Raw genomic sequence first — 24,678 nt, forward strand, 5'->3', positions numbered from 1 at the left:
TAGATTAAGCGTGGAGGTAATTAAATTGCCTTAATTATTCAATATTTAGTTCTCCTAAGAACTATTTTAATAAACATCAAATTCCATAATATAATAAATCAGTGTAGAAAAGGGGTTGACCGTCATCCAATTTATTCATATAATTTCTAGTATATTGTAATTGATTGTCGAGGAGGGTGATTTTTAAAATCATCTGAATACGCCGGGGGTGTTTTTATTGGAAAATGCAACCACGATTCGTTCGGAAATTGAGAAAGAATTAAAACTTGGTGGCTATACTTTTAATAGCTTTGGACAAGCTACGGGGCTTAACCGGGGCATATTTAGTGCTATGCTTAACGGCAATCCGCCTAAACCTATCTCGGTAAGACAAATGGACCTGATTACCAAAGCGTTTAATTATCCAGAAGGCTGGTTGTATGACCTGTATGTGGATGAATGTTTTTATGATGGAAGACCACATTGGAAAAGAGTCAAGCCGTTCCTGATTCGTTGTGTTGAAGTGGGAAACCTGCGATGTGTTGAGAAAGTGCTCTCACGCTTAATGGAAGATCTTAACCACATTCCGACAATCTTTACTTTGGCAGAGGAGTTATACGAAGGGGGGAAGCTGCAAGAGGCAATTTCATTCTATGAATGTGTCATTGAAAATGAAAAGTATCAGCATTCTGAGAGATTGGCGATAAGCCATTATAAATTGTTTGTTGCTTCTGTGGGTCAAGATCTGGAGAAAAATTTGGAATCTGTTCTGAGATTTATTCCTTATCGCAATCGCCTACCAGAGAGTTATCAGCTAGATGGGCTTTTAAAAATTATCAATATATATTTTTATCTACATAAATGGGACAGCGTAGAGAAGTATGGAGATGAGTTGTGTACTCTCGCCAAAACTGTTTATTTAAATCGATATGAAAATAATAATACTAAAAGACGTGTTAAGGACGAATTTAAAACAGAGAAAAATCTTGTTTTTTATTACGGATACGGATATTTATCTAAATCTACAGCTCTCCAAAAAATGGAGAAATTTGAGGAAGCACAATCTTATATTAAATATTACGCGGATTTAAGTTGGTTCAAAGGACTTAACTCAGAAGGCGAGCAATATGTAAAGATGTTCAGTCTTTGGGCAAAGGCAAATTCTTATACACTTGATATGCTTCTAGGAAAAAGAGATGTTTTAGTAGAATATATTTCTTTTCTCAATCAACATCCGGAAGAGAAATTATCTGGTCTTTTAACTATCTTGGAATCAGCTAACAAATATAACTTCTCGGTAGATTATGTACTTGAAAGTTTTTCAGCAGAGATTGATCAGTTCAAGTTTCTTGATGATGTAAAGAATAGAAACTATTATTGTTGTTTTTTATACCAAAGGGCAATTTATGAGTATAAAAGTAATAGTTTGGAGAAAGGAACAAACTATGTTCTGGACTGTCTTGCACTTTCATTGATTAGTCGGAATGATAGTGACTTTAAACAGTGTGTTGCGTTGTTTGAGGTTTACAGAGAATTTGCTACTTATGAACAAACAAAGAGATACGAAAATATAATTAAGGAGGTGAATATCTATGAAAAAAGGTTATTTGGTGGTACTAGCCTTAGGTATTCTATTTTTTAGTATATTCCCTTTCTATAATCCAAGCAGTGTAGAAAGTTCTAATGAAATTATATTATTTAATCATGGCATGGGTTGAATTTGTATAGATGGTGTAATTCATAGAACAGAATCACCGTTCTCGAAGCCAATTCCTTTGAATTGGCTTTTTTGATTCATCCCGTTAAAGGGATGAATTGGGTTTTATTATATTTTTAACCTGTAGGGAAGGTATCAGCTTGTAAACTAATGTAAATACCACACCGAACAGGAGGTTTATTGATGTGAAATGGAAACAATTGGAGGAATGCATCGAAGAAAAGCGGAAGGAACTAAATGATTTGGCGAATGAGGTGGGATTGAAGGATCGGCGGGTGTTAATCAAGTCCATGGAGTTGGATCGACTCCTTAATAAATACAGCGACTGGAAATATAGCTATCGTAGACAACAGAGCAGACCCCAAAGTTCACAAATACAAGAGAAGCAACACGAGCTTGTCCTATCTTATTAATCTTCAAGAATCATGACAAGATAAAACCTAACTTCACCAGGGCTTCTAATACATAGTGGGATATAGAATAAACAAAATAATCTCTATTGCATCTCGTACGCCGCTCTTATACACGTTGTTCGTACGGTTTATTGTTCTGCGTCTACATCAGAGCGGAAGCCATGTATTAATGATGAATATGTATCAAAAAAACCTCCCGATTCACGTTATTGCGTGACTCAGGAGGTTTTTGGGTTTTACTGTTGAAGCTGGCGTAGTACGGTGATTTCGACACGGCGGTTTTTTTGTCGTCCAGCTTCGGTGCTATTGTCACCAACCGGCCGGGTATCTGCATAACCCGCATACTGAAATCCTGAGGGTGAAAGTTGCTCTCTGTCGAGAAAGAATCGGAGTACGGACAGTGCCCGTGCGCCGGAAAGCTCCCAGTTGTCCTTATACGTCGATGAGTTCGAGGAGCGCGTGAACGGAATGTTGTCCGTATGGCCCTCAATGCTAATCGGTGTTTTCAAATCTCGAAACAGACTGGCCAACTTGGATAGCGTGTTGGCAGAGCCTTGCTTGAGTGCAGCTCTACCTTGATCGAATAAAAAGCGGTCATTCAGCGTAATGACAATACCACGCGGCTGATCTGACACAAAAATCTGGTTTTCCAGTTTGTTGTCCGTAATATATTCTTGAATGACACCCATTAGATTTTGCAGCTCTTTTTCCTGCGTGCGGAATGCTTGTTCACGTTCGGTGAGCTTTGTCGATCCAGCTTCCTTTTTATCGGCTGCCGGTTGTTTGGTCGCGGGTGGATTCTTGCTGGTGTAACGATCGGCAGTACCTGTAATGCCCGAGCCTTGTTCCAAAATGGAATCTCCTTTGTGGAACGTATCCTGGAGGGATTGAACAACGACATCGTATTTTTTAGCATCCAGACTACTCATGGCATACATCACAACGAAAAATATGAGCAGCAGGGTGATCAGATCGGCATAGGTAATCATCCAGCGGTCACGATGGTCTCCGCCGCCTCCTTGACCTCCACGGCGCTTACCGCGCGCTCTCATGGAAGTCCTCCTTTGGAGAAGCTTCCTCTGTGCGCGAGCGACGAGGCGGTTTGCGATCTATATTTTGCTCTGAGCGGATAAAGAACTCCAACTTTTTGCGTACAAGCTTTGGATTCTCTCCGTTTTGAATAGCCAGAATACCTTGTAGCAGCAAATCCATAGTGATAATTTCAATCTCACTGGCTGCTCTTATTTTGGATGCGATGGGCAGGAAAATCAGATTGGCGCTAGCAACGCCGTATAGTGTTGCGATAAAAGCAACAGCAATGGACGGACCAAGCGCAGTAGGCTCGGTCAGGCTGCCCAGTACATGGATCAGGCCCATGACAGTACCGATAATTCCCATCGTAGGGGCATAACCGCCTGCGGATTCAAATATTTTGGCGTACCCTTCATGTTTGTGTTCAATGGCATCTAACTCAAGCTCTAAAATCTGTTTGATCTGCTCCTGCTCGGTGCCGTCGATGACCAACTGAAGACCTTCACGCAAAAATGCATTCGGATGCTCTGATGAAGTACGCTCTAGCGCAAGCACACCGGATCGGCGTGAGGTGGCCGCCATGGAAACCAAATCTTCTATATATTGCTTCGTAGGATTGTCCTCACGGCTAAATGCCATCCGTAGAGCGGTGGGGATCGTCTTCAGCTTGGAAGCTGGGTAGCTGATCACAACTGCGGCGAAAGTTCCCCCAAATACAATTAGAGCCGATGTACCTTGAAGCAGCCCTGTAAATTCGCCGCCTTCCCATAAGAAGCCACCGATTAATGCAATGATTCCTGCGATGATGCCCAATACGATGGTGATATCCAAAATTTAATTCACTCCTATTCAAGACTTATCGTTTGCATCCACGGTAAGAAAGAGGTATAATACGGGAACAAACATTCTTATCCAACCATATTTCCCAAGTATCATTGCTCGGGAAATATCGACATAGAGTTACAGGTAAAGACGTTAAAGCTCGACTGGTGTAAAATCATGATGTTTCCATTTTAGACGATAAGGGTGATGCAGGGCAATGAGTGATATCGTTGTTAGCGATAAGACTTTTGAAATTCAGTCGGAATTCCAACCTCAAGGCGATCAGCCTCAGGCCATTTTTGAATTGGTAGAGGGAATTGCAGAAGGAAAGAAGCATCAAACGCTATTGGGTGCTACGGGAACAGGTAAGACGTTTACCATCGCACAGACCATTGCCAAGTTGAATCGGCCTACGCTGGTTATTGCACATAATAAGACTTTGGCTGCTCAACTGGCGAGTGAGTTTAAAGAGTTTTTTCCGAATAACTCAGTCGATTATTTTGTCAGCTACTATGATTACTATCAACCGGAAGCATACATCCCGTCTTCCGATACGTATATTGAGAAGGATTCCAGCATCAATGAGGAGATTGATAAACTTCGCCACTCAGCGACAAGCTCTCTGTTTGAGCGTCGTGACGTTATTATTGTAGCGAGTGTCTCCTGCATTTATGGTTTGGGTTCCCCGAAAGAATATTCAAGCTTGCTGCTTTCGCTTAGAGTCGGCATGGAGAAACCCCGCAATCAGATTTTGTCCCGCTTGGTCGATATTCAATATCAGCGGAACGATATCAACTTCGTGCGGGGTACTTTCCGTGTACGGGGGGATGTTGTTGAAATATTCCCGGCTTCCCACGGGGAACACGCTATACGTGTAGAACTGTTCGGGGATGAAATTGAACGAATTACCGAGATTAATGTGCTTACGGGTGAATTGATCGGTGAACGTGATCATATTGCCATTTTCCCGGCATCTCACTTCGTTACTCATGAGGATACGATGAAGGTAGCATTGGTCAACATTGAACGTGAGCTTGAAGAGCGGTTAGCGGAGTTGAAGGAGCAAGGGAAGCTGTTAGAGGCGCAACGTTTGGAACAACGTACCCGCTATGATATCGAGATGATGAAAGAGGTTGGCTTTTGTTCCGGTGTCGAGAATTATTCAGGTCCACTGACATTCCGCGAGCGAGGAGCAACACCATATACGCTGATGGATTATTTCCCGGATGATATGCTGATCGTCATTGACGAGTCCCATGTTACGTTGCCGCAGATTCGTGCCATGTATAACGGTGACCAAGCACGTAAGAATGTACTGGTAGAACATGGATTTCGTTTGCCATCTGCATTGGATAATCGTCCGTTGAAGTTTGAAGAGTTCGAGGACAAGGTAAGTCAAATCGTCTATGTATCGGCTACTCCAGGACCCTATGAGATGGAGAAATGCGAAACGATGGTACAGCAGATTATTCGTCCTACCGGACTCCTTGATCCGATTATTGAGGTGCGTCCGAGCAAGGGACAGATTGACGATCTCATTAATGAAATACGGCTTCGCATGGAACGTGAGGAACGGGTACTGGTGACCACACTTACGAAGAAGATGTCTGAAGATTTGACTGACTATTTAAAAGAAGTGGGCATCAAGGTTCGGTATATGCACTCCGAGATTAAGACGTTGGAGCGGATGGCTATTTTGCGGGATCTTCGTCTGGGGACCTTCGACGTGCTAATCGGGATCAATCTGTTGCGGGAAGGTCTTGATTTGCCGGAAGTATCGCTGGTTGCAATTTTGGATGCGGACAAAGAAGGCTTCCTGCGTTCTGAGCGCTCTCTGATTCAGACGATCGGACGGGCAGCACGGAACAGTGACGGTCGTGTTATTATGTACGGCGATAAGATTACCGATTCTATGGATAAAGCGCTAAAGGAAACGGAACGTCGTCGTGCGATTCAAATTCAGTATAATGAAGAACATGGGATTACCCCGCAAACCATCCGTAAAAAGATTCGTGATGTTATTGAAGCAACTAAGGTGGCAGAGTCAAAGAATGATTACCTTCCTAATGAGACGGGTAAACTTTCCAAGAAGGAGCGTCAATCACTCATTCAGCGTCTGGAAGCAGAGATGAAAGACGCCGCCAAGAACCTACAGTTCGAGCGGGCAGCCGAGCTGCGTGATGCTTTGCTGGAGTTGCGAGCTGATTAAACATTGAGAATAAGCTAGAAGCAAAACATATGAAAATAAAATGTTTGATTGCTTTGCTTTTAAAAATAGTGAGGGCGGCCTATGTGGTCGTTCTCTTTGCGATATATCACTTCCATGGGATAATCCAATGCGATATAGCATGACGTGAACTACGGCTAAGGAGATGAAACATTTGGCGAATGAAAGCATCATCATCAAAGGCGCACGCGCGCATAATCTCAAAAATATTGACGTGACGATTCCACGGGACAAGTTCGTCGTCCTGACAGGGCTTAGCGGCTCAGGTAAATCGTCACTGGCTTTCGATACGATCTATGCGGAAGGGCAACGGCGGTATGTGGAATCTTTATCTGCGTATGCCCGTCAATTCCTCGGGCAAATGGAGAAACCGGACGTTGATTCGATTGACGGTCTGTCTCCTGCCATTTCCATTGACCAAAAAACGACAAGTCGGAATCCGCGTTCTACCGTCGGAACGGTTACCGAAATCTATGACTACCTGCGGTTGTTGTTTGCCCGGGTGGGTCATCCTCATTGTCCTGAACATGGCATTGAAATCACTTCACAGACCGTTGAACAGATGGTAGACCGCATTTTGCAATATCCTGAAAAGACAAGATTGCAGATTCTGGCTCCATTGGTATCCGGCCGCAAAGGTGAGCATAAAACACTGTTCACTGATATAGCCAAGCAGGGCTTTGTACGGGTACGTGTGAATGGAGAACTACGTGAATTGTCTGAGAAGATTGAGCTGGAAAAGAACAAGAAGCACTCGATTGAAGTGGTCGTAGACCGCATCGTAGTCAAGGAAGATGTGCGTGCGCGTCTGTCTGACTCTATTGAGACGGCACTGAATCTTTCAGGTGGGCAGTTGCTTGTAGACATTATGGGGCAAGAGGAGTTGCGGTTCAGTTCCAACTTTGCATGCCCGATTTGTGGATTCAGCATAGATGAGCTGTCTCCAAGAATGTTTTCCTTTAATAGTCCGTTCGGCGCTTGTCCGGATTGCGATGGGTTAGGAGTTAAAATGGTGGTTGACCCTGATTTGCTCATTCCCGATCCTGAAAAAAGTGTCGAGGATGGGGCTTTTCAGGCTTGGAGTGGTGGAACTTCCACTTATTATCCTCAATTTTTACAGTCAGTATGCGAGCACTACGGTATTCCGCAGGACATTCCTGTTAGTCAATTGACGACAGAGCAAATGAACCTCATTTTACATGGAACGGGTGAGCAGAAAATCCGTTTCCGCTATGAGAATGATTTTGGTCAACGTAAGGAAGCCTATGTGACCTTTGAGGGGATTATCCCTAATCTGGAGCGTCGTTATCGTGATACGGCTTCTGAGGGTATACGTGAATTTATTGAAGGCTTTATGAGTGCAAAGCCATGTAACACTTGTAAGGGACACCGACTGAAAAAAGAAAGTCTGTCGGTAACCATTCAAGAGCGTAATATAGCTTTTGTGACAGCTTTGTCTATCGGTGAAGCCTCAAACTTTTTCCATACACTGGAGCTGAGTGAGAAGGAGAAATCGATTGCCAATCTCATTTTAAAAGAAATTAACAGCCGCCTGGGATTCCTCGTTAACGTTGGTCTGGAATACCTGACTTTAAGCCGTGCGGCAGGCACGTTGTCAGGCGGTGAGGCACAGCGTATCCGACTGGCGACACAGATCGGGTCCAGTCTGATGGGCGTGCTTTATATTTTGGACGAGCCTAGTATCGGGCTGCATCAGCGAGATAATGACCGTCTGATTAGTGCTTTGGAGCATATGCGGAATCTTGGCAATACGTTGATCGTGGTGGAGCATGACGAAGATACGATGATGGCGGCGGACTATATCATTGATATTGGGCCAGGAGCTGGAATCCATGGTGGGATGATCATGTCGCAGGGGACCCCACAGGAAGTCATGGAAGACCCGAATTCCTTAACCGGGCAGTATTTGAGCGGACGCAAGTTCATTCCGGTCAATACCGAGCGGCGCAAGCCTGCTGATAAATGGCTGGAGATTCGCGGAGCCAAGGAGAACAATCTCAAAAATGTGAATGTCAAAATTCCGTTGGGTGTTTTCTCAGCTGTTACTGGTGTATCCGGCTCTGGAAAATCGACGCTGGTCAATGAAATTTTGTACAAAACGTTAGCGCGTGATCTGAACCGGGCGAGAGTACGTCCAGGGCAGCATAAAGAAATTCGCGGACTAGAACATATCGAAAAGGTTGTTGAGATCGATCAATCGCCAATTGGCCGTACACCGCGTTCCAATCCTGCAACATATACTGGTGTATTTGATGATATCCGTGACTTATTCTCGCAGACGAACGAGGCCAAAGTACGAGGCTACAAGAAAGGCCGCTTTAGCTTTAACGTTAAGGGAGGTCGTTGTGAAGCTTGTAGAGGCGACGGCATCATCAAGATTGAGATGCATTTTCTGCCGGATGTGTATGTTCCATGCGAAGTGTGTAAAGGCAAGCGTTATAACCGGGAGACCCTAGAGGTTAAATACAAAGGGAAAAGTATTGCCGATGTGCTGGAGATGACGGTAGAGGATGCAACGGAGTTTTTTGTAAATATTCCGAAGATTCATCGCAAGATCCAGACACTGATGGATGTAGGTTTGGGGTATATCAAGCTGGGTCAGCCTGCGACTACCTTGTCTGGCGGTGAAGCACAGCGTGTGAAGCTGGCCTCCGAATTGTATCGTCGCAGTACGGGCAAAACCATTTATATTTTGGACGAGCCGACAACCGGCCTGCATGTTCACGATATTGACCGATTATTGACGGTGCTGCATCGTTTGGTTGATTCAGGAGAGACGGTGCTGGTCATTGAGCATAATCTGGATGTGATTAAAACAGCCGATTATCTGATTGATTTAGGACCGGAAGGCGGAAGTGGCGGTGGAACGATCTTGGCTACCGGGACACCAGAGCAACTCGTGAAAGTCGAAGAATCCTATACAGGTCGATACTTAAAGCCGATCCTTGAACGGGATACAGAGCGTAGTCAAGCGCTTCAGACAGTCGATCTATAGATACCGTTTAGCATAGTTTTAAAAACCCTGCACAGGCAGGAAGGCAGAATACGAACTAGTGTATTGATGTCTTCGCCTTGGCAGGGTTTTATTTTTTTTGTAAAAAAAGAAAACTTTTATCAAATTCCTGCGTTAAAGCATGTGACACATACTTTACCAAGCGCTGGAATAATAAGTCTATACGTATATTCAATCGACAGAAAGTCTCTGAGTAGTCTCTGGAGTTTTGGTGTTTAGGCTCGGGCTTGAAGAGGTAAATATATAACTCATGATTATATAGCATCATACGAAGTTCCGTGCCCGCGTGACAACCATTACAAGTTGAAGCGAAACCGTCTGAAGTTTTATCACATCTAAGGTTCATACCACATCTCTGAGGAAGTCATGAAGGGAGCTGGAACGCTTGAAGATTAAGCAAAGTAGAGTTTTACGTACACGTGTATATTCATGGGCAGCTGGAGCTGCTTTGGCGGCATGTTTGATGGGATTTAGTGCTGCACCGTCCTATGCCTCCGAGGTGTCCGAGGCGTTTGCGCCCAAACAAGCCGAAATCGAAACAAGTGCGGCAATTGGCAGCATTAAGGATTTAGGAAACGCTCACAATTACATTCAACCCGCAGCGAATGGTGGGTTCTTTATGCTGAATGTCGAGGACGATACAGAAGCAGGTGTAGTACACGTCACATATGGCAAGCTGGATAGTTCTGTGGAGGCTGTATGGAAACATCAGCAGGATCTGGACGTACAACCCGGAACAAGCAGCAGTGGAGTCCAGCGGGAGACGTCGGATGGGGGCTTGCTGTTTCTGGTTGATTATACAAAACCGAACGGAACACGAGATGTGCAGGCTTCACGATTGGACGAGGATGGAAACACCTTGTGGTCCAAAACATTACCCACAGATGGCTTGATATCTCATGGACAGGATTCGCAGGTTGGTTTAGAGCCACTGGAGGATGGCAGTTTCCTGGTCTCCTATCTGAACCTTGCGGAACAGTCCCTCACTGTACTCAAATACACTGAAACTGGCGATATACAATGGAATCGAACGACGGCCGGAGTGACCTCGGGTTGGCTGGTCGGCAGTCACAATGGATATTATGCGCTTTTGAACAGTTCAGATGGTCCCGTTGGGGTACAAGCAGATGTATATGGTCGCGATATCCGTGACATCCATCTGGACTTAGGATCAGGTAAAGAAATTGCCGCAGTACGTGAGTTGCCGAGTGGTCATATTGCTGTAACAGGGCTTAAAGGAAACAGCAAGCGTACACAGGTGCTAAGTAATGGTCTGCAATTATTTAGTAATACAGAGGACTATGCGGCTGACCGGGTGTATCTGCCTGAGGAGCAGTTGTATGTCCAGTTCAGTGATCAATATGATCCACTGGGTAAAACCACGAAGATGCATGGCATCACCATTACAGGCTTGAAAGGAAACGGTACGAAGGTGTGGGAAACGAGGACTCATTATAAGGAGGATAATTCCTTCGGCATCCGGTATGATACGGGATTGATATATAAGATACCTTCAGGCTACGCAGTGGTGACATCTACAACAGGTGCTCATAAGCCAACAGTACTCGATTTTGCGAAAATATTGATACCGGAGTAATCCGGTGTCTTTTTTTTGTGAAAGTGAGGAAAACGATATTGAGGGGTTGTATGGCGATAAGAAACAGCCTGCTTGTATATGTCATACAAGCAGGCTGTTAATAGACTCTATATTTAGGATGCAACGTGGCTGGACTGTAAAATAGCAGACAGCTTTTCCTGAAAAGTCGGAATCCCTACACGCTGTACATATGTGTAAAAGCTTTCGCCAGCGTTCCTGTTTTCTTTGTAGAACAGAATGAGCTCTGCCAGTACAGGTCCAACCTGATCCCCGCGTACGCGACCTTTGAGCGCCTTGTTAAATTGGGCGCCTGCTCCAAGCGCTCCGCCGACAGCGATGTCGAACGCGTCGACCAAGCCTTCCGGTGTCTTTATGAGCGAGCCTTGCAGACCAATGTCCGCAATATGCTTTTGACCGCAGGAATTCGGGCAACCGATAAAATGAATGCGCACCTTTTCATCCAATTGTACGTGCTGATCCAAATACTCGGCAACGTCAACCGCCCGTTTTTTGGTTTCCACAATTGCCAGATTGCAAAACTCATTTCCTGTGCACGATACCGTACGGCTCATAAAATGCTTGGGCTGTGGTGTCAGGCGTTGCAGCACGGGGGCTTCCAGTAGTTCATCCACTTGCTCATTCGGCACGCCGCTCAGCAAAATATTTTGCGACATCGTGGTACGAATCTGACCATCGCCATAGCGGTCAGCCAGGTCGGCCAGTTCATGCAACTCGTCAGCACTAAGGCGACCAACAGGCACGTTCAGACCGACATAGTTCAGGCCTTTTTGGGCTTGAGGATGCACACCGTCAAAATAGGCGGCTTGCCAGCCAATTGTTTTGTCCTCACCGCGTCCGGGCATTTCACCGATGTACTCGGTGAGCTTAGCCAGAAATTTGTCCGGGCCCCAATCGGCAACGAGGAATTTTAGGCGGGCATGGTGCCTCTTTTCCCGATAGCCGTAATCACGGAAAATGGTGGTGACAGCAATAGCAACCTTCAGTACTTCCTCAGGACGAACAAACAAATCCAGAGACTGTGCCATATGCGGCTTGGCGGACAAACCTCCACCAACCATCACATGGAAGCCGACCACTTCTTTTCCGTCGAGGATCTTGGTGGCCGGAGTGAAGGACAGGTCGTTAATTTCAGCCTGTGCATTGTTGTACGTATTACCGGAGATAGACATTTTGTACTTACGCGGCAGATTGGAGAAGTCTCGATTTAATAAGAAAAAACGATTTACTTCATCTACAATCTCCTGGGTATCCACCAATTCATTAGGATCGATGCCAGCCAGCGGATTACCAACAATGGTACGCGGGCAGTCTCCACAGGCTTCAAAGGAATACAAATTGACTTTTTCCAGTCTTTCGAAAATATCGGGCAAGCTTTCGACCGTCAACCAGTGAAATTGAATCGCCTGGCGAGTGGTGACATCCACAAGTCCGCGTCCGTATAGCGCGGATATGTCCGCCAATGCATGTGCCTGTGCTGAAGTCATGATCCCTGTGTTGATGCGGACCCGCATCATGAAATGACCATCTTTGGGCTTTTGCTGATATACCCCAGCCCATTTGAAACGGTCCATATCGTCCGCAGAGATCGAATCATAGCCATCGTTGGCATAGTTTTCGATAATGGTACGGATAACGTCGAGACCGTCCTTTTCCAGCTTGACCAACTCGAATTTGTTAAGCTTATCGGGATGAGCGTTCCAGATTGGTTCGTAGGCCATTCTTTTAACCTCCTTTAAGTGCTTATTTATACTTTAGTGTTTTGGATAGAGGACTCACGATTTCATTCTTTATTTCCGACAATAAAACTAAGATATAATGTGATGGTATCATAGTTGGTTATGCCCGTAAACGAAGGAATGACCTAATTGGTATAACGATTATTTATCGTTTTTGCTTATTTTTTTGATATAAGGATTTGGAAAATTTATAATATAAATAGCATGAGAGGACAGGGATGTGGCAAACGACGCTTTTTTAGAAAAAGATAGGGCTTAAAGCGATTGTATGCGTGTCCCCTCTATGGTAGATTTGGACTAACTGATAGAACAGGGTCATGTAAGAGAGGAAATGGTGAGGTATATGCGTAAGATGGGGAAAAGGGCAGTTGTTCTGGCTTTGGGCAGCGCTCTATGTGTTTCTGGAACGGCAGGTGCAGCTAGCAGTGGAACTGCGTTAAAGGCCAAAGTCATTAATGGTGGGGTCTATGTTAACGTAAGCGATATGAATAAAGCATTAGGAACCAGCGGCGCATATAACAGCGCAAATGGTACATATACGTTATCGGCCGACCGTGTGCCGCAGGTTGTTAAAAATGTATCTCCTTCTGTGGTCGGTATCATTGGCCGTTCAGCCACGGGAGAGACCGTAGCGGGAGGAGATCGCTACAATCTGGCTCACGGGACGGGTGTCATCATTCGTACAGATGGATGGATTGTGACGAATGCGCATGTTATCGAAGGATTAGGTGATGCCGTGGTCGTAACCTCGGACGGAAAATCTTACGGAATCACCGACAGCTACAGCGATCCGATCAGTGATTTGGCATTAGTCAAAATCAAGGCAAGCGGCCTCAAACCCGCTACCTTGGCAGCTTCAACGAACAGTCTACAGGTAGGTGAGCAGGTAGTGGCTATTGGTACGCCTATATCCTTTTCACTTCGCAATTCGGCAACCTCGGGTGTCGTTAGCGGGCTGAATCGTGGTGTCAACGCTGCTTATCGTTTGATCCAAAGCGATACCGCGATTAATCCTGGTAACAGCGGCGGTCCGCTGGTCAATCTCAAGGGTGAGGTCATCGGGATCAATACGATGAAATTCTCGGCGGTCGGTATTGAAAATATGGGCTTTTCGATTCCGTCGGATACAGTGAAATATGTCATCGGCCAATTTTTCAAATACGGAGAGGTTCGGCGCGCCAGTCTTGGTCTAGGGCTGGAAGAGAGCTGGTCAGCTATCGTCGGATTACCTACCGAGGATCCTTTGAAAGTTACGAAAATTACTTCAGCCAATGCCGTTCAGGCCAAAATCAAGGAAGGCGATGAGCTGTATAGTATTAACGGTAAGCGTGTAGCTTCGGCCATTGACGTCAATGAGCTACTTAAAAACTATCAACCGGGTCAAACGGTGAATGTGCTTATGCAGTCGGACGGTGATATTGTGAAGCGCAAGCTGGTACTGACACAGGATAATGGTGAAATCTATGAGTCCATTCAGTCTGCAGAAGATGGTGAAGATTCGAACGGTTCGGAAGCCGCTGAAGATGGTGGCATAGCGCTTTCTAAGGAAACATCGGAGCCAGCTCAAGGGGCAACTACTGGAAAGTGAACAATAACGGCTCTTGAATCTATAAAATAAAGCTAAAGGGAGATTTACTGTGAAGCATATTCAAAGAAAAATGATGCGTAAGCTGGGGGTCGGCGCTGTCGCATTGTCCCTTCTGCTTTCCGCTTTGCCAGCAGTTGCAGCAGATCAAGATAAAAACATGCTGGAATTGCGTCTGCAAAGCGGCAGCAATACAGCCGTCGTAAACGGCCAAAATGCAAATATCACGAAGCCCTATTCCAAAAGTGGTGCACTGATGGTTCCGGCTGGTGTGTTTAAAAAGGCATTTAATAGCAAAATTCGATTGGCTGAAGATAATGTGGTTAAAATCACCAGCGGAACTCATGTTGTATCGCTGACCATTGGTAGCCGTACAGCATGGGTGAGAGGTCACAAGGTAACACTTCCAGCTCCACCGGAAATGTCAGCAGGTATCCTCATGGTGCCTCTGCGTCAAGTAGCAGAAGGGCTTGGCGGTAAGTTGGAGAAGAATGGTGCCGGAATCATTATTCGGATGGAAGCACAAGAAGAGGCGGGCACGGTAGCTGAAGAGACACCGAACATTGATAATGATGAGGGCAAGACGCAGATCGGGAACAGTTACTATGACTGGTCTATGAACTATCCAACAGGGCTCGTCATCGGTCAGGGAGGTGGAGATGAGAGTATCTCCACTTTTATGGATGAGAACAGTGCCTACTATATGGAAGTGCACACAGCGTCACAGCCGGTTCCACTGAATGCGGACGATCTGTTGCAACAATTAGTGCAGGCAGCCAAGGAAACGGGAGAAACTGTGATCGATCGAAAATCCTTCCCGAAAGCGAAGGTACCTTATGCTCGTGTCATTACGAAGGATGGGGACGGCGTATTGTGGGAAAATCGTCAGTACTATGACAATGGACGATTGTATGTAGTTTATTTTTCCGATGCTAAAGCAACGAATTATAAAGATCTGGCCCAGTATGCAGGACTTTTAAATTCCTTCAAGACCTCCTTTAATGCGCAGGATAAAAGTATTAAAGACTTGTCTACTGTTGTAGGAGGCACACGCGAGGCCGGGAATCCAGACTACGGTGTGTCACTCAGCATACCCGCAGGCTGGAAAATGGACGATCAACGAATGCAATATGAAAGTAATGATGGATCGAGCTTCCGCATGAAAATAACCTCGGCTCCAGCGGATGGAAAGTTGGAGAACTGGGGCCAGCAGCTGCAAAAATGGCTGGGCGATTCCTTTGTGTCCACGGCTTATGAGGCACAGAAGACGTATCCGTTGGAGGTTGCAGGCGTTCAAGGGTTAGTACAGGAGTACCGTTATAATTTTGGCGATGGTTGGGTCAAGGAGTACAATGTGCTGATTCAGCAAAATGGATACCGCTATTTGGCTGAATACGCAGTTCCTGAAAAAGTAAGCAAAGGAAATGATCAGTTCAACGCGCTCATTTCCTCGCTTCAAATCGATTTTCAAACCGTAGCGAGTAACTTTGGACAGTTGGAAGAAGACGACTATTTGACAGATAAAACGAAAACGGTCAAAAAGACGTCAAAAGCCTATGAATATACGGTGAATATCCCACGATATTGGACCGCGATTAGCGATCAATTTGAATTGGGCGATGTAGAGTACCAGTTTACTGGAGGACGTTTTTCCGTCAAAATCGACAACGACCAGTCATTTGAACTAACGGTATCCCAGCTCAAGGACTTCTACGATAAGCAAGCAAAGAATTACAAAAACCTCAAAGTTGAGGAGGTTAAGGACGTAACGTTTGCTGGTGTTCCGGCAGTGTCCTTTACATTCCATCGTATAGAGGAAGGCATTGGCTACACAGGCCACCAATTGGTTTTGGAACGTGACGGAAAAACGTATACTGTGACAACGACATTGAATGATGCGAACAACACGGCTGTACAGTCTAATGCACTGGATTCGACGTTAAATTCGTTTAATTTTGTGAAGTAGAAGGTGTGGGTAAAAGATTCGCGAGGTATGGTGGGAAGAGGCTACGCGTGCCATTTGATCCTACGATCGCTGTTGACCCGGGATTCTTGGATTGTATAAGTGATTTAATATGTAAGAATCCCAGGTCAAAGGCGAACGCTGACGCTTCTTCGGATTGAAATGACCCGCTTCGCTGGCACCCGCCATAAGATTTCCAATCTTTTTAAAGAGTGAGGTAAGCAGGGAAGAGCGAAGGCAGCTATTTACGGTACTTAGACCTGCGAACGCCTTTTCTCCGATTCATGTCTAGTACGCTGGTATCACCACAAGGATGCCTTTTTCTAAAAGGCTTAGGCCTACTAGCGCGTCTAAGTTGCCTAGTCTCCATCTCCATTTGGCTTCTTGCTGGATAGCACTGTTTACTTCGTTGTTCCTCTTGTTTTATATGATTCTTCACCTCCAAAGTACCGTTTGACGGGAATGGGGGTGTTTTTTATGTTTTAGTAAGAGATTTTTACGAGGAATCGCTTGGAAAGTGTAGAAGCTTGGGGCGCAGTCTGGTACACTAGATTAGTTACAAGATAAGAATGATTATGCCGCAAATGTTCGTGATGCGGATTTTTTGAGTTGGATGCCATTTATCCCTCGAGCCAGTGGTTCAGAGTGGGGATGATCGGATAGGATGATAATTCATAGGGCTATAAAATAAGCAGCATCGCTGCTCTGGAAAATAACGTTTAGCTCAAGGTTAATCAGTTATTTCTCCATATAGGGAGGACAAAGATGAAATCAGTAGTACGAAGAGAAGATGTTGAGCTTCTGGCACCAGCCGGTGACTGGGATTGTATGCGTGCGGCGGTGGCAAACGGGGCTGATGCGATCTTTTTCGGGGTGGAAAAGTTCAACGCACGGGCACGGGCGAATAATTTCCGCATGGAGGAACTGCCTGAAATTATGGCGTTTTTGCATAGCTATGGGGTTAAAGGTTTTTTAACATTCAATATATTGGTATTTGAAAACGAGTTGGAGGACGCTAAGGAGCTGGTCGATGCCTGTATTGATGCTGGAGTCGATGCCTTAATTGTCCAGGATATGGGCTTGGTGAAAATGATCCGCGACATTTCACCGGATTTTCCGATCCATGGTTCTACCCAAATGACGATCACCTCGCCGGAAGCGGTAGAGTTTACAAAGCCGTACAATATGGAACGGGTCGTGCTTGGACGCGAAAACAACTTGAAACAGATCCAAAAAATAGGCGATCAGGCGAGACTTCCAATGGAGGTATTCGTACATGGAGCGTTATGCGTATCTTATTCTGGCCAATGCCTGACTTCAGAAATGTGGGGCGGCCGCTCTGCTAACCGTGGTGAGTGTGCACAGGCATGTCGTTTGCCTTACGATCTGATGGTGGATGGGGAGCAGAAATCAATGGCAGATGTGACGTATCTGCTGTCACCTAAGGATCTGGCAGCGATTGACTTGATGCCTGAACTGATCGACGCGGGTGTTGTTTCTTTTAAAATTGAAGGGCGACTGAAAACACCTGAATATGTGGCGAATGTGGTCAGCAAGTACCGCAAGGCCATTGATAAGTATTTTGATGGCGATACGTCCAAGACGAGCAAAGAAGATATCCGCGAGCTGCAGCAGAGCTTTTCACGCGGCTTTACGCACGGTTTTCTCGAAGGAACCAATAACAAGAAGCTGGTTGACGGTACGTTCCCGAAAAGCCGGGGGGTGTATCTGGGTCGAGTGGAACAAATCCTTCGTGATGGCGTGGTGTGCCGTATTGATGCACCGCTCAAGCGTGGCGATGGGATTGTATTCGATGCGGGAGATCCCACGCAAAAAGAAGAAGGCGGACGCGTATACGATATCCGTCGCAAGGGCGTGAAGATTGAAGGCGAAGCCGGAGAAGGCTGGATCATCGACATCGTAGCGGGACGCAACGATGTGGATCTGCGCCGTGTACACGTGGGCGACCGCATTTGGAAGACCAACGACCCGGCGCTGGACAAACGTCTGCGCCAGTCGTACGACACCGACAAGCCGTACCGGGTCTTCCCGGTACATGTGCGAGTCAGCGGCTCCCCAGGGCAGCCGCTGTCGACATGGTGGACCGACGTGCAGAAGGGCACAACGGTCCGCGTGGACTCCGAGCTGGAACTGGAGATTGCCCAGAAGCGTCCGATGACGCACGAACTGCTCGAAGAGCAGTTCGGACGACTGGGCGGAACGGTGTTCCAGCTGGAAGAGCTGGACGTCCATCTGCATGGGGACGTCATCGTGCCGATGCGCGAGCTGAACGGTATCCGCCGTCAGGCGGTGGAACTGCTCGCGGGCGAGCGTCCCAAACCGCCCGTGTACACGAAGCGGACGGTCGAGGTGTATGACGATGCATCGACTCCGGCATCGTCTGTGGCACGCGGTCAGGCAGAGCTGACCGCGTTGTGCCGCAGCCTCCCTCAGGTGGAGGCTGCGCTCGAGGCCGGCGTGGAATTCATTTACGCCGACTTCGAATTCATCAAGCAATTCCCGGCAGCTGTAGAGGCTGTGCATGCTGTAGGCCGCCGAATTGCGCTAGCGACCCCGCGTATTCACATGCCGGGTGAAAATGGCTACCACAACAACATCCTGCGCCTGAAGCCGGATGCTGTGTTGGTACGCAATCCAGGGGCACTGTATTTCTACTTGCGACACCGGTTGGAGAACCCGGACGCACATCACCCGCAATTGATTGGTGACTTCTCGCTGAATATAGCCAATCATAAAGCGGCTGATCTGTTCCTGGATTCCGGCTGCGACTTGGTTACGCCTTCGTACGATCTGAACATTCAGCAAATGGTCGATATGCTCAGACGTACGCGTACCGATAAGCTGGAGATTGTGATCCAGCAGCATATGCCAATGTTCCATACTGAACATTGCGTATACTGTACCTTTATGAGTGAAGGCACCGACTACACTAACTGTGGACGTCCGTGTGAGGACCATCGCGCATCCCTGCGTGATCGAATTGGTATGTCTCATCCGGTCCGTGTGGACGAAGGCTGCCGCAACACGGTATACAACGCGATTGAGCAATCCGGCGCGGAATACCTGTCCAATTTCCTGGAGCTAGGCGTGTCCCGTTACCGCGTGGAATTTTTGGAGGAGACACCGGAGCAAGTGCATGAGGTTATTGATCTCTATAACCGTGCCCTGCGCGGAGAAATCAGCGGAACACAAGTATGGAAGACGCTTAAAGCAACGAATCAGTTGGGTGTTACACGTGGGCAGCTGGTGAAGTAAAAGGATGCTATAGGTTATCACAGTTATTTATTTTGATATTTGAACGTAGTAAAAGAAAAAATAGGGTATGTGCGTTGAGAGCACATACCCTGTTTTTATTAATAAGTTCATTTGAACTACTGTGAATCTCGTATCGTTATACTTTCTGAACTTTCGTTTTTTTCGAAAAAACAATGAACTTTTGTCCGATATAATTAATTAAAGTATAAAAGATATTCCCGATTAGGATGGACAGGTTGCCTAAAATAGCATTGTTTTTAATACTCAGACTTGAGATCAGGAAGTGGCTGATTAAATAGCTGAGACAATACGATAATAAATAGCATATCAATATGATAAAGACAAACTTCCAAATGGTCTGTCCATGGCTTGCATTGTTTTTGAAAGTAAATCTTTTGTTTAAGAAATAGCTTACAGTGGCACCTACAGAATTACCAATGAAGGTCGATATCCAGTAGTTAGTCCCTAAAGTATTAAAGAGCAGGAACATGACGGACATGCCGCATATTGTATTTAGGACACCTACGACAAGAAAACGGAAAAAGCTATTCTGAAATAAAGTCAAATTAGTCACCTGTTCGCATCTGTTTATTGGACAGCCACAGCTTCCCTTTCACTATTTTTCACTTTTTTTGTGTTTTCAGTATCTAGGGTGCTTTGGGAATCTAATAGGGTCTCAATAATATATTTGGGTCTTTGTTTTACCTCTTTATATATTTTACCGATATATTCGCCAATGAGCCCCAGTGCTACAAGTTGCAGACCACCTATAAACCAGATGGACAACATTAAAGAAGACCAGCCCCAGACAGTGGTTCCAAGGAGCTTACTAATAATGGTATACACAGCTATTAATAAGCTTATGCCAAACATTGCAAAACCTACAGCTGAGATAAGCCGGATTGGGGTTATACTAAATGAAGTGATTCCATCGAAAGCAAAAGCGAGCATTTTCTTTAAAGGATATTTGGATTCTCCTGCAAAGCGTTCATGTCGATCGTAATAAACTTCAGTAGACTTATAACCTATTAACGGAACTAGACCACGTAAAAAAAGATTGACCTCTTTAAAGTTGCTTAATTCCTGAAGAACTCTTTTGCTCATTAAACGGTAATCCGCATGATTGTATACAATATTGACTCCCATCTTACTCATAACACGATAAAAACCTTGGGCTGTTGAACGCTTGAAGAATGTGTCGGTGGTTCTACTTTTTCGAACCCCATATACGATGTCATAACCTTCTTTGAATTTTATTATAAATTCTCGGATGGCATTGAGATCATCCTGCAGGTCAGCGTCAACGGATATCACACAATCAGATGTCTCTTTAGCTTCCATTAACCCAGATAATAGGGCGTTTTGATGGCCGGCATTTTTCGCCAATTTGAGACCACTGACAAAAGGATTTTTTAGATTATATGATGCTATGATGTCCCATGTTTTATCACGGCTACCATCATCAACAAACAACATTTTACTATGTTTAGAAATGAGCTGACTCTCTGCCAACTCCTCAAGAATGACCGTAAGTCTGCTTATAGTTTCAGGCAGTACTTCTTCTTCGTTATAACAGGGAATAACTAACGTTAAAACAGGGTTACTGATTATTGAATCCAAAGAACTCTCTCCTCAAATTTTGGCATATCTGGTACTCAAATTTCTATCTTTTTTAGTTTATAATATGGTTTACTTAAAGTATATAACATTGCAATGACTAAGTGCTATAATAAACTATTAGCAATTTACAAACGTTACTCGAATTATTGAATAATTTAGTAAGTTTTGTTGAAAAGGAGTTTAACCTATGAAAATCCGTAAAGCGATTATTCCTGCTGCGGGATTAGGAACCCGGTTCCTTCCTGCTACAAAAGCGATGCCTAAAGAGATGCTTCCCATTGTAGACAAACCAACAATTCAATATATTATTGAAGAAGCTGTTGCATCTGGTATTGAGGATATCATTATCGTTACTGGTAAAGGCAAAAGGGCGATTGAGGATCATTTTGACTACTCTTTTGAGCTGGAGCATAATTTGACTGCGAAGGAAAAATGGAACCTGCTAAATGAAGTGCGTAAACCATCGGAAATGGCAGATATCCACTATATTCGTCAAAAGGAACCTAAAGGGTTGGGACATGCGATTTGGTGTGCACGTAAGTTTATCGGTGACGAACCTTTTGCCGTCCTTTTAGGGGATGACATCGTTGAGTCTGAGAATCCATGCCTCAAACAGATGATTGACGTGTTCGATGAGTATCAGCGTTCTGTTGTAGGTGTAAAACAAGTGGATTGGAACGAGGTACATCGTTACGGCATAGTTGAAGGTCATGCACTGACTTCCAAAATCTCTGAGGCGGAACGATTGGTAGAAAAGCCAAAGAAGGAAGAAGCAACCTCCAACTTGGCGATTATGGGACGTTATATCTTGACGCCTGATATTTTTGATATCCTGGGTCAGCAATCTGCGGGAGTAGGCGGGGAGATTCAATTGACGGACGCATTGTCCAAGCTGGGAGAAAAGAGTCCGATCCTGGCTTACGAGTTTGACGGGAATCGCCATGATGTTGGCGAGAAATTGGGATTCATTGAAACTACTATTCATTATGCTCTGCAGCATAACGAAATCAAGGATGAAGTACTGGCTTATATGAGACAGGTTATTGAAAAGATTGATCAACAAAAATAGACATCTCACCCAACCTCACTTTATTAAAATAAGAAAGAGACTACCGGATGATATAATATCATCTGATAGTCTCTTTTTTTCTACTATTTCTCCGATTTTAACTGAGCAATTTGCTCTTTTTCCGTCGGATCAGCTTTTATTAGCTTATCGTACAATGCTTTGTCATCCTGCCCCTGTTGCTGCAGAGCGACAATATAATAGCGAGCAACCTCACGATTTGTAGCGTCGCTCAGGTCGTCTTTCAAGCCGTTTTTGAGGATGATTGCAGCCTCAGCAGGCTTACCTAACATGAACTCAATTTTTCCAGTACTGAGCGCAATACCTGGAGTTACTTCAAAAGTACGTGTCAACTCAATTTCAGGTGGAACCGTCTTAATATGAGCTACCCCATCCAGAACCTTCTGATAAGCAGCGAGACCTGCTTGGAAATATTTCTGTTCCTTGGCTGTGTCCTTCTGCTCATATGCCTTATTACCAATAGTGTAAGCTTGGGTAATCAACATATTGTACCAGTCATTGTCCCAGACAAAGTTGGAAATGTTATTTTCCAAAATACTGAAGGCTTGCTCATGTTCACCTTTTGCTTTTAAAAGGTTAACTTTGGAGTTATACATGATTTTATTATACGGTTCTGCCTTCAGGCCCGTATTAAGTACCTCTATTGCAGCGTTATAAAATTCCTCTTTTTTCGTTTGATCATACACATTCTTGTACAGTGCAGCCAATCTTATAACCGAATCTGGGTGCGTAGGACGAAGTTCAAGATCCTTATTAATGGCACTTTGGATTTCCTCAAAAGATGAGCTGACCGCCATGATCTGTTTGGCAGATGTGGCAGCATTGGCCGATTGCACGAAGCGGAGACCTGCAAAAAGCACCACAATGCTTAGAATGCCGATGACTGCACTATACATGATTCGGAATCCGGAAGCACTCATGGACAGGCGTTTAAGCGGCTTGCTGTCCATAGCAGCGGCCATACCACCGAGACTCACAAATACCAGTATGCCCATGAACACGTAACTCAGATTAAAGTCTAGCAAGCTATGAAGTAAGATTGAGAGTGCCAAAATGAGATACAGGAAGTGAGAATCCCGTTCTTCATCATCTTGTCTCATATAGCTACGGATATATTTATAGAAAATATATAAGATAAATGACATAAAAATTACGAAGCCGAGAATACCAACTTCAACTAGATACTGCATGAAGAAATTATGGGCCTGACGGCTTGTGTAAGGATAATCTTGGTATTTCTCGTATAAAGTAGCCCAACCGCCGCCGCCGGTGCCAATAACAGGATGATCTTTAATCAATTTGGCAGCATCCTGATAGAACACAAGTCGTTCCAGTACACTATGCTGCCGGAAATTGATATTTTCAAACCGGACCTGGACGTTTTCTGGTAGTACGCTGCGCAGGCCAGTTCCAATAAACAGAAAAGCCATCAAGCCAATCACCACAACAGATCCGACAGGTAGCCACAGGTTGGATAACTTGCGGGAGGCCCATCCTTTGAGGGCATTTTCCAACTTCGGTGCCAGATAACGTTCAACAAGCCACAGTACGACAGCTACAGCCAGGGAGACCCCAATAAGTAACCCCCAAGCCTTCGCAGCCTCTCCGCCGTTGTAGGTCTTGTTGAGTTGTAAACCCATATTTGTAATTGGCGCCAAGATAGATATTGACGCTACACCAGCAATGGCACAATGCAAAATCCATATAATCTGACGTGCTGGTTTAAAGAAGAGCAAGAGCAGTACGAAAACGACTGGCAACATAACCAGACCGCCCCGTGACAAGGTCAGGAATAACGAGACCAGAATAGGTACCAACATGAAGCTGTGAATAGCCTTGCCATACCATAGTTTTGATTTCATCAGACAGAAAACGGCAGCGAATAGGAAAGCCATTAGAAAGGCCGCATATGTATTCGCATATTGAAACACTGATGTCAGCCGGAGACCATTTGTATCTGTCATAACTGCATTGGTATAACGATATTGATACACATATTGGGTAAACCAGCCTACCATCTTGCCGGCAAGTACCCACTGTCCAAACCAGTTAATAAAGCCAAAGCCTACAATGACATAAGCAACAGTCATAATCAGGTTGTGAATAATCTTATTGCCTAAGCGATCTTGTAGTAGATAGATTGAGATGATAAACAGAGCGGCATATATGCACTGTACCACCACCATATTCATGGCCAGGTAATGTGAAGCTGCTGAAGTCAGTGAAAGCACATAAGAAAGGGGAAGCAGCAGTACTAATACAGCCAGCCAATCCCTTTGCTCTTCCAGCTTGAATTTCTTATAATAAGATACGATTGCCAGGATCAACAGAATCGAGGCGATGATAACAGCCCAATAGAGAGGCTTTTCAAAATCGAGCATCTGCCCATTAAAAAGTGCAGCCTGGAAGGGAGCCCAAGCTAAAAACAGAATCATGCCAACAATTAACACCCAAAACATAGCCGGCCTTTTATCGTCACGGGTCGACGTTTTGGCCTGTTTCCCGTATACTGGATTCGACAAGGTTTACAATCTCCTTTTCTTGTAGATACGTCAACATTTTAGCATAT

15 protein-coding genes are annotated in these 24,678 nt (G+C 45.1%); 9 read left to right on the forward strand and 6 right to left on the reverse strand.

The window, feature by feature from the left end:
- Nucleotides 1-217 precede the first annotated feature (217 nt).
- A complete protein-coding gene (locus ACQW03_RS14145) occupies nt 218-1,621 on the forward strand; it encodes a DNA-binding protein (protein ID WP_441950250.1) in 1,404 nt (467 codons plus the stop codon).
- Between the two features lie 260 nt (nt 1,622-1,881).
- The gene (locus tag ACQW03_RS14150; protein ID WP_441950252.1) at nt 1,882-2,109 is read left to right on the forward strand and encodes a Spo0E family sporulation regulatory protein-aspartic acid phosphatase; all 228 of its coding nucleotides are present in this window, start codon (nt 1,882-1,884) and stop codon (nt 2,107-2,109) included.
- 236 nt (nt 2,110-2,345) lie between these two features.
- Here ACQW03_RS14150 and ACQW03_RS14155 read toward each other — a convergent pair whose 3' ends face one another.
- Nucleotides 2,346-3,161, reverse strand: coding sequence for a flagellar motor protein MotB (locus ACQW03_RS14155; protein ID WP_441950254.1), 816 nt, complete (start codon nt 3,159-3,161; stop codon nt 2,346-2,348).
- Nucleotides 3,145-3,972: a flagellar motor protein gene (locus tag ACQW03_RS14160; protein ID WP_071643237.1), complete on the reverse strand. Its 828-nt coding sequence runs from the start codon at nt 3,970-3,972 to the stop codon at nt 3,145-3,147. Before ACQW03_RS14160 ends, ACQW03_RS14155 begins: the two co-directional genes overlap by 17 nt.
- Before the next feature lie 208 nt (nt 3,973-4,180).
- Between ACQW03_RS14160 and uvrB the strand changes: the two genes are divergently transcribed.
- From uvrB to ACQW03_RS14175, 3 genes are all read left to right on the forward strand, one after another.
- The gene (gene uvrB / locus ACQW03_RS14165; protein ID WP_068938857.1) at nt 4,181-6,172 is read left to right on the forward strand and encodes an excinuclease ABC subunit UvrB; all 1,992 of its coding nucleotides are present in this window, start codon (nt 4,181-4,183) and stop codon (nt 6,170-6,172) included.
- Between the two features lie 172 nt (nt 6,173-6,344).
- Nucleotides 6,345-9,206 carry an excinuclease ABC subunit UvrA gene (gene uvrA, locus ACQW03_RS14170; protein WP_023990603.1) on the forward strand — a complete coding sequence of 954 codons (2,862 nt, stop codon included), beginning with the start codon at nt 6,345-6,347 and terminating at the stop codon, nt 9,204-9,206.
- Between the two features lie 403 nt (nt 9,207-9,609).
- Complete coding sequence (locus tag ACQW03_RS14175) at nt 9,610-10,821, forward strand: hypothetical protein (RefSeq protein WP_441950257.1); 1,212 nt, start codon at nt 9,610-9,612, stop codon at nt 10,819-10,821.
- Between the two features lie 113 nt (nt 10,822-10,934).
- Here the strand turns inward: ACQW03_RS14175 and ACQW03_RS14180 are convergent, their stop codons facing one another.
- Nucleotides 10,935-12,560 (reverse strand): nitrite/sulfite reductase, encoded by a 1,626-nt coding sequence (locus ACQW03_RS14180; protein WP_076294073.1) that lies wholly within the window; start codon nt 12,558-12,560, stop codon nt 10,935-10,937.
- Between the two features lie 361 nt (nt 12,561-12,921).
- Here ACQW03_RS14180 and ACQW03_RS14185 point away from each other — a divergent pair, with 361 nt between their 5' ends.
- The 3 genes from ACQW03_RS14185 (at nt 12,922) to ACQW03_RS14195 (ending at nt 19,402) form a co-directional block, all read left to right on the forward strand.
- Nucleotides 12,922-14,166, forward strand: coding sequence for a S1C family serine protease (locus ACQW03_RS14185; protein ID WP_258297608.1), 1,245 nt, complete (start codon nt 12,922-12,924; stop codon nt 14,164-14,166).
- 49 nt (nt 14,167-14,215) lie between these two features.
- Nucleotides 14,216-16,129, forward strand: coding sequence for a copper amine oxidase N-terminal domain-containing protein (locus tag ACQW03_RS14190; RefSeq protein WP_258297609.1), 1,914 nt, complete (start codon nt 14,216-14,218; stop codon nt 16,127-16,129).
- A gap of 762 nt (nt 16,130-16,891) precedes the next feature.
- The gene (locus tag ACQW03_RS14195; RefSeq protein ID WP_441950260.1) at nt 16,892-19,402 is read left to right on the forward strand and encodes a DUF3656 domain-containing U32 family peptidase; all 2,511 of its coding nucleotides are present in this window, start codon (nt 16,892-16,894) and stop codon (nt 19,400-19,402) included.
- Nucleotides 19,403-19,538: 136 nt separating this feature from the next.
- On the opposite strand, the gene ACQW03_RS14200 is transcribed toward ACQW03_RS14195, so the two are convergent.
- Nucleotides 19,539-19,976 (reverse strand): GtrA family protein, encoded by a 438-nt coding sequence (locus ACQW03_RS14200; RefSeq protein WP_256703361.1) that lies wholly within the window; start codon nt 19,974-19,976, stop codon nt 19,539-19,541.
- 14 nt (nt 19,977-19,990) lie between these two features.
- On the reverse strand, nt 19,991-21,022 hold the full coding sequence (locus ACQW03_RS14205) for a glycosyltransferase family 2 protein (RefSeq protein ID WP_076294076.1): 1,032 nt from the start codon (nt 21,020-21,022) through the stop codon (nt 19,991-19,993).
- A gap of 187 nt (nt 21,023-21,209) precedes the next feature.
- Between ACQW03_RS14205 and galU the strand changes: the two genes are divergently transcribed.
- Nucleotides 21,210-22,091, forward strand: a complete 882-nt coding sequence (gene galU / locus ACQW03_RS14210) for a UTP--glucose-1-phosphate uridylyltransferase GalU (protein ID WP_076294077.1) — start codon at nt 21,210-21,212, stop codon at nt 22,089-22,091.
- A gap of 83 nt (nt 22,092-22,174) precedes the next feature.
- Here the strand turns inward: galU and ACQW03_RS14215 are convergent, their stop codons facing one another.
- The gene (locus tag ACQW03_RS14215) at nt 22,175-24,631 is read right to left on the reverse strand and encodes an O-antigen ligase family protein (protein WP_441950263.1); all 2,457 of its coding nucleotides are present in this window, start codon (nt 24,629-24,631) and stop codon (nt 22,175-22,177) included.
- Nucleotides 24,632-24,678: the final 47 nt, after the last annotated feature.

The organism is Paenibacillus sp. DRB1-1, assembly GCF_052119485.1.
Lineage (GTDB): Bacteria > Bacillota > Bacilli > Paenibacillales > Paenibacillaceae > Paenibacillus > Paenibacillus polymyxa_B.

Coding starts and splice junctions, on each gene's coding strand:
- ACQW03_RS14155 (WP_441950254.1), bottom strand. CDS start 3,161: ATGAGAGCGCGCGGTAAGCGCCGTGGAGGTCAAGGAGGCGGCGGAGAC.
- uvrB (WP_068938857.1), top strand. CDS start 4,181: ATGAGTGATATCGTTGTTAGCGATAAGACTTTTGAAATTCAGTCGGAA.
- ACQW03_RS14180 (WP_076294073.1), bottom strand. CDS start 12,560: ATGGCCTACGAACCAATCTGGAACGCTCATCCCGATAAGCTTAACAAA.
- ACQW03_RS14185 (WP_258297608.1), top strand. CDS start 12,922: ATGCGTAAGATGGGGAAAAGGGCAGTTGTTCTGGCTTTGGGCAGCGCT.
- ACQW03_RS14195 (WP_441950260.1), top strand. CDS start 16,892: ATGAAATCAGTAGTACGAAGAGAAGATGTTGAGCTTCTGGCACCAGCC.
- galU (WP_076294077.1), top strand. CDS start 21,210: ATGAAAATCCGTAAAGCGATTATTCCTGCTGCGGGATTAGGAACCCGG.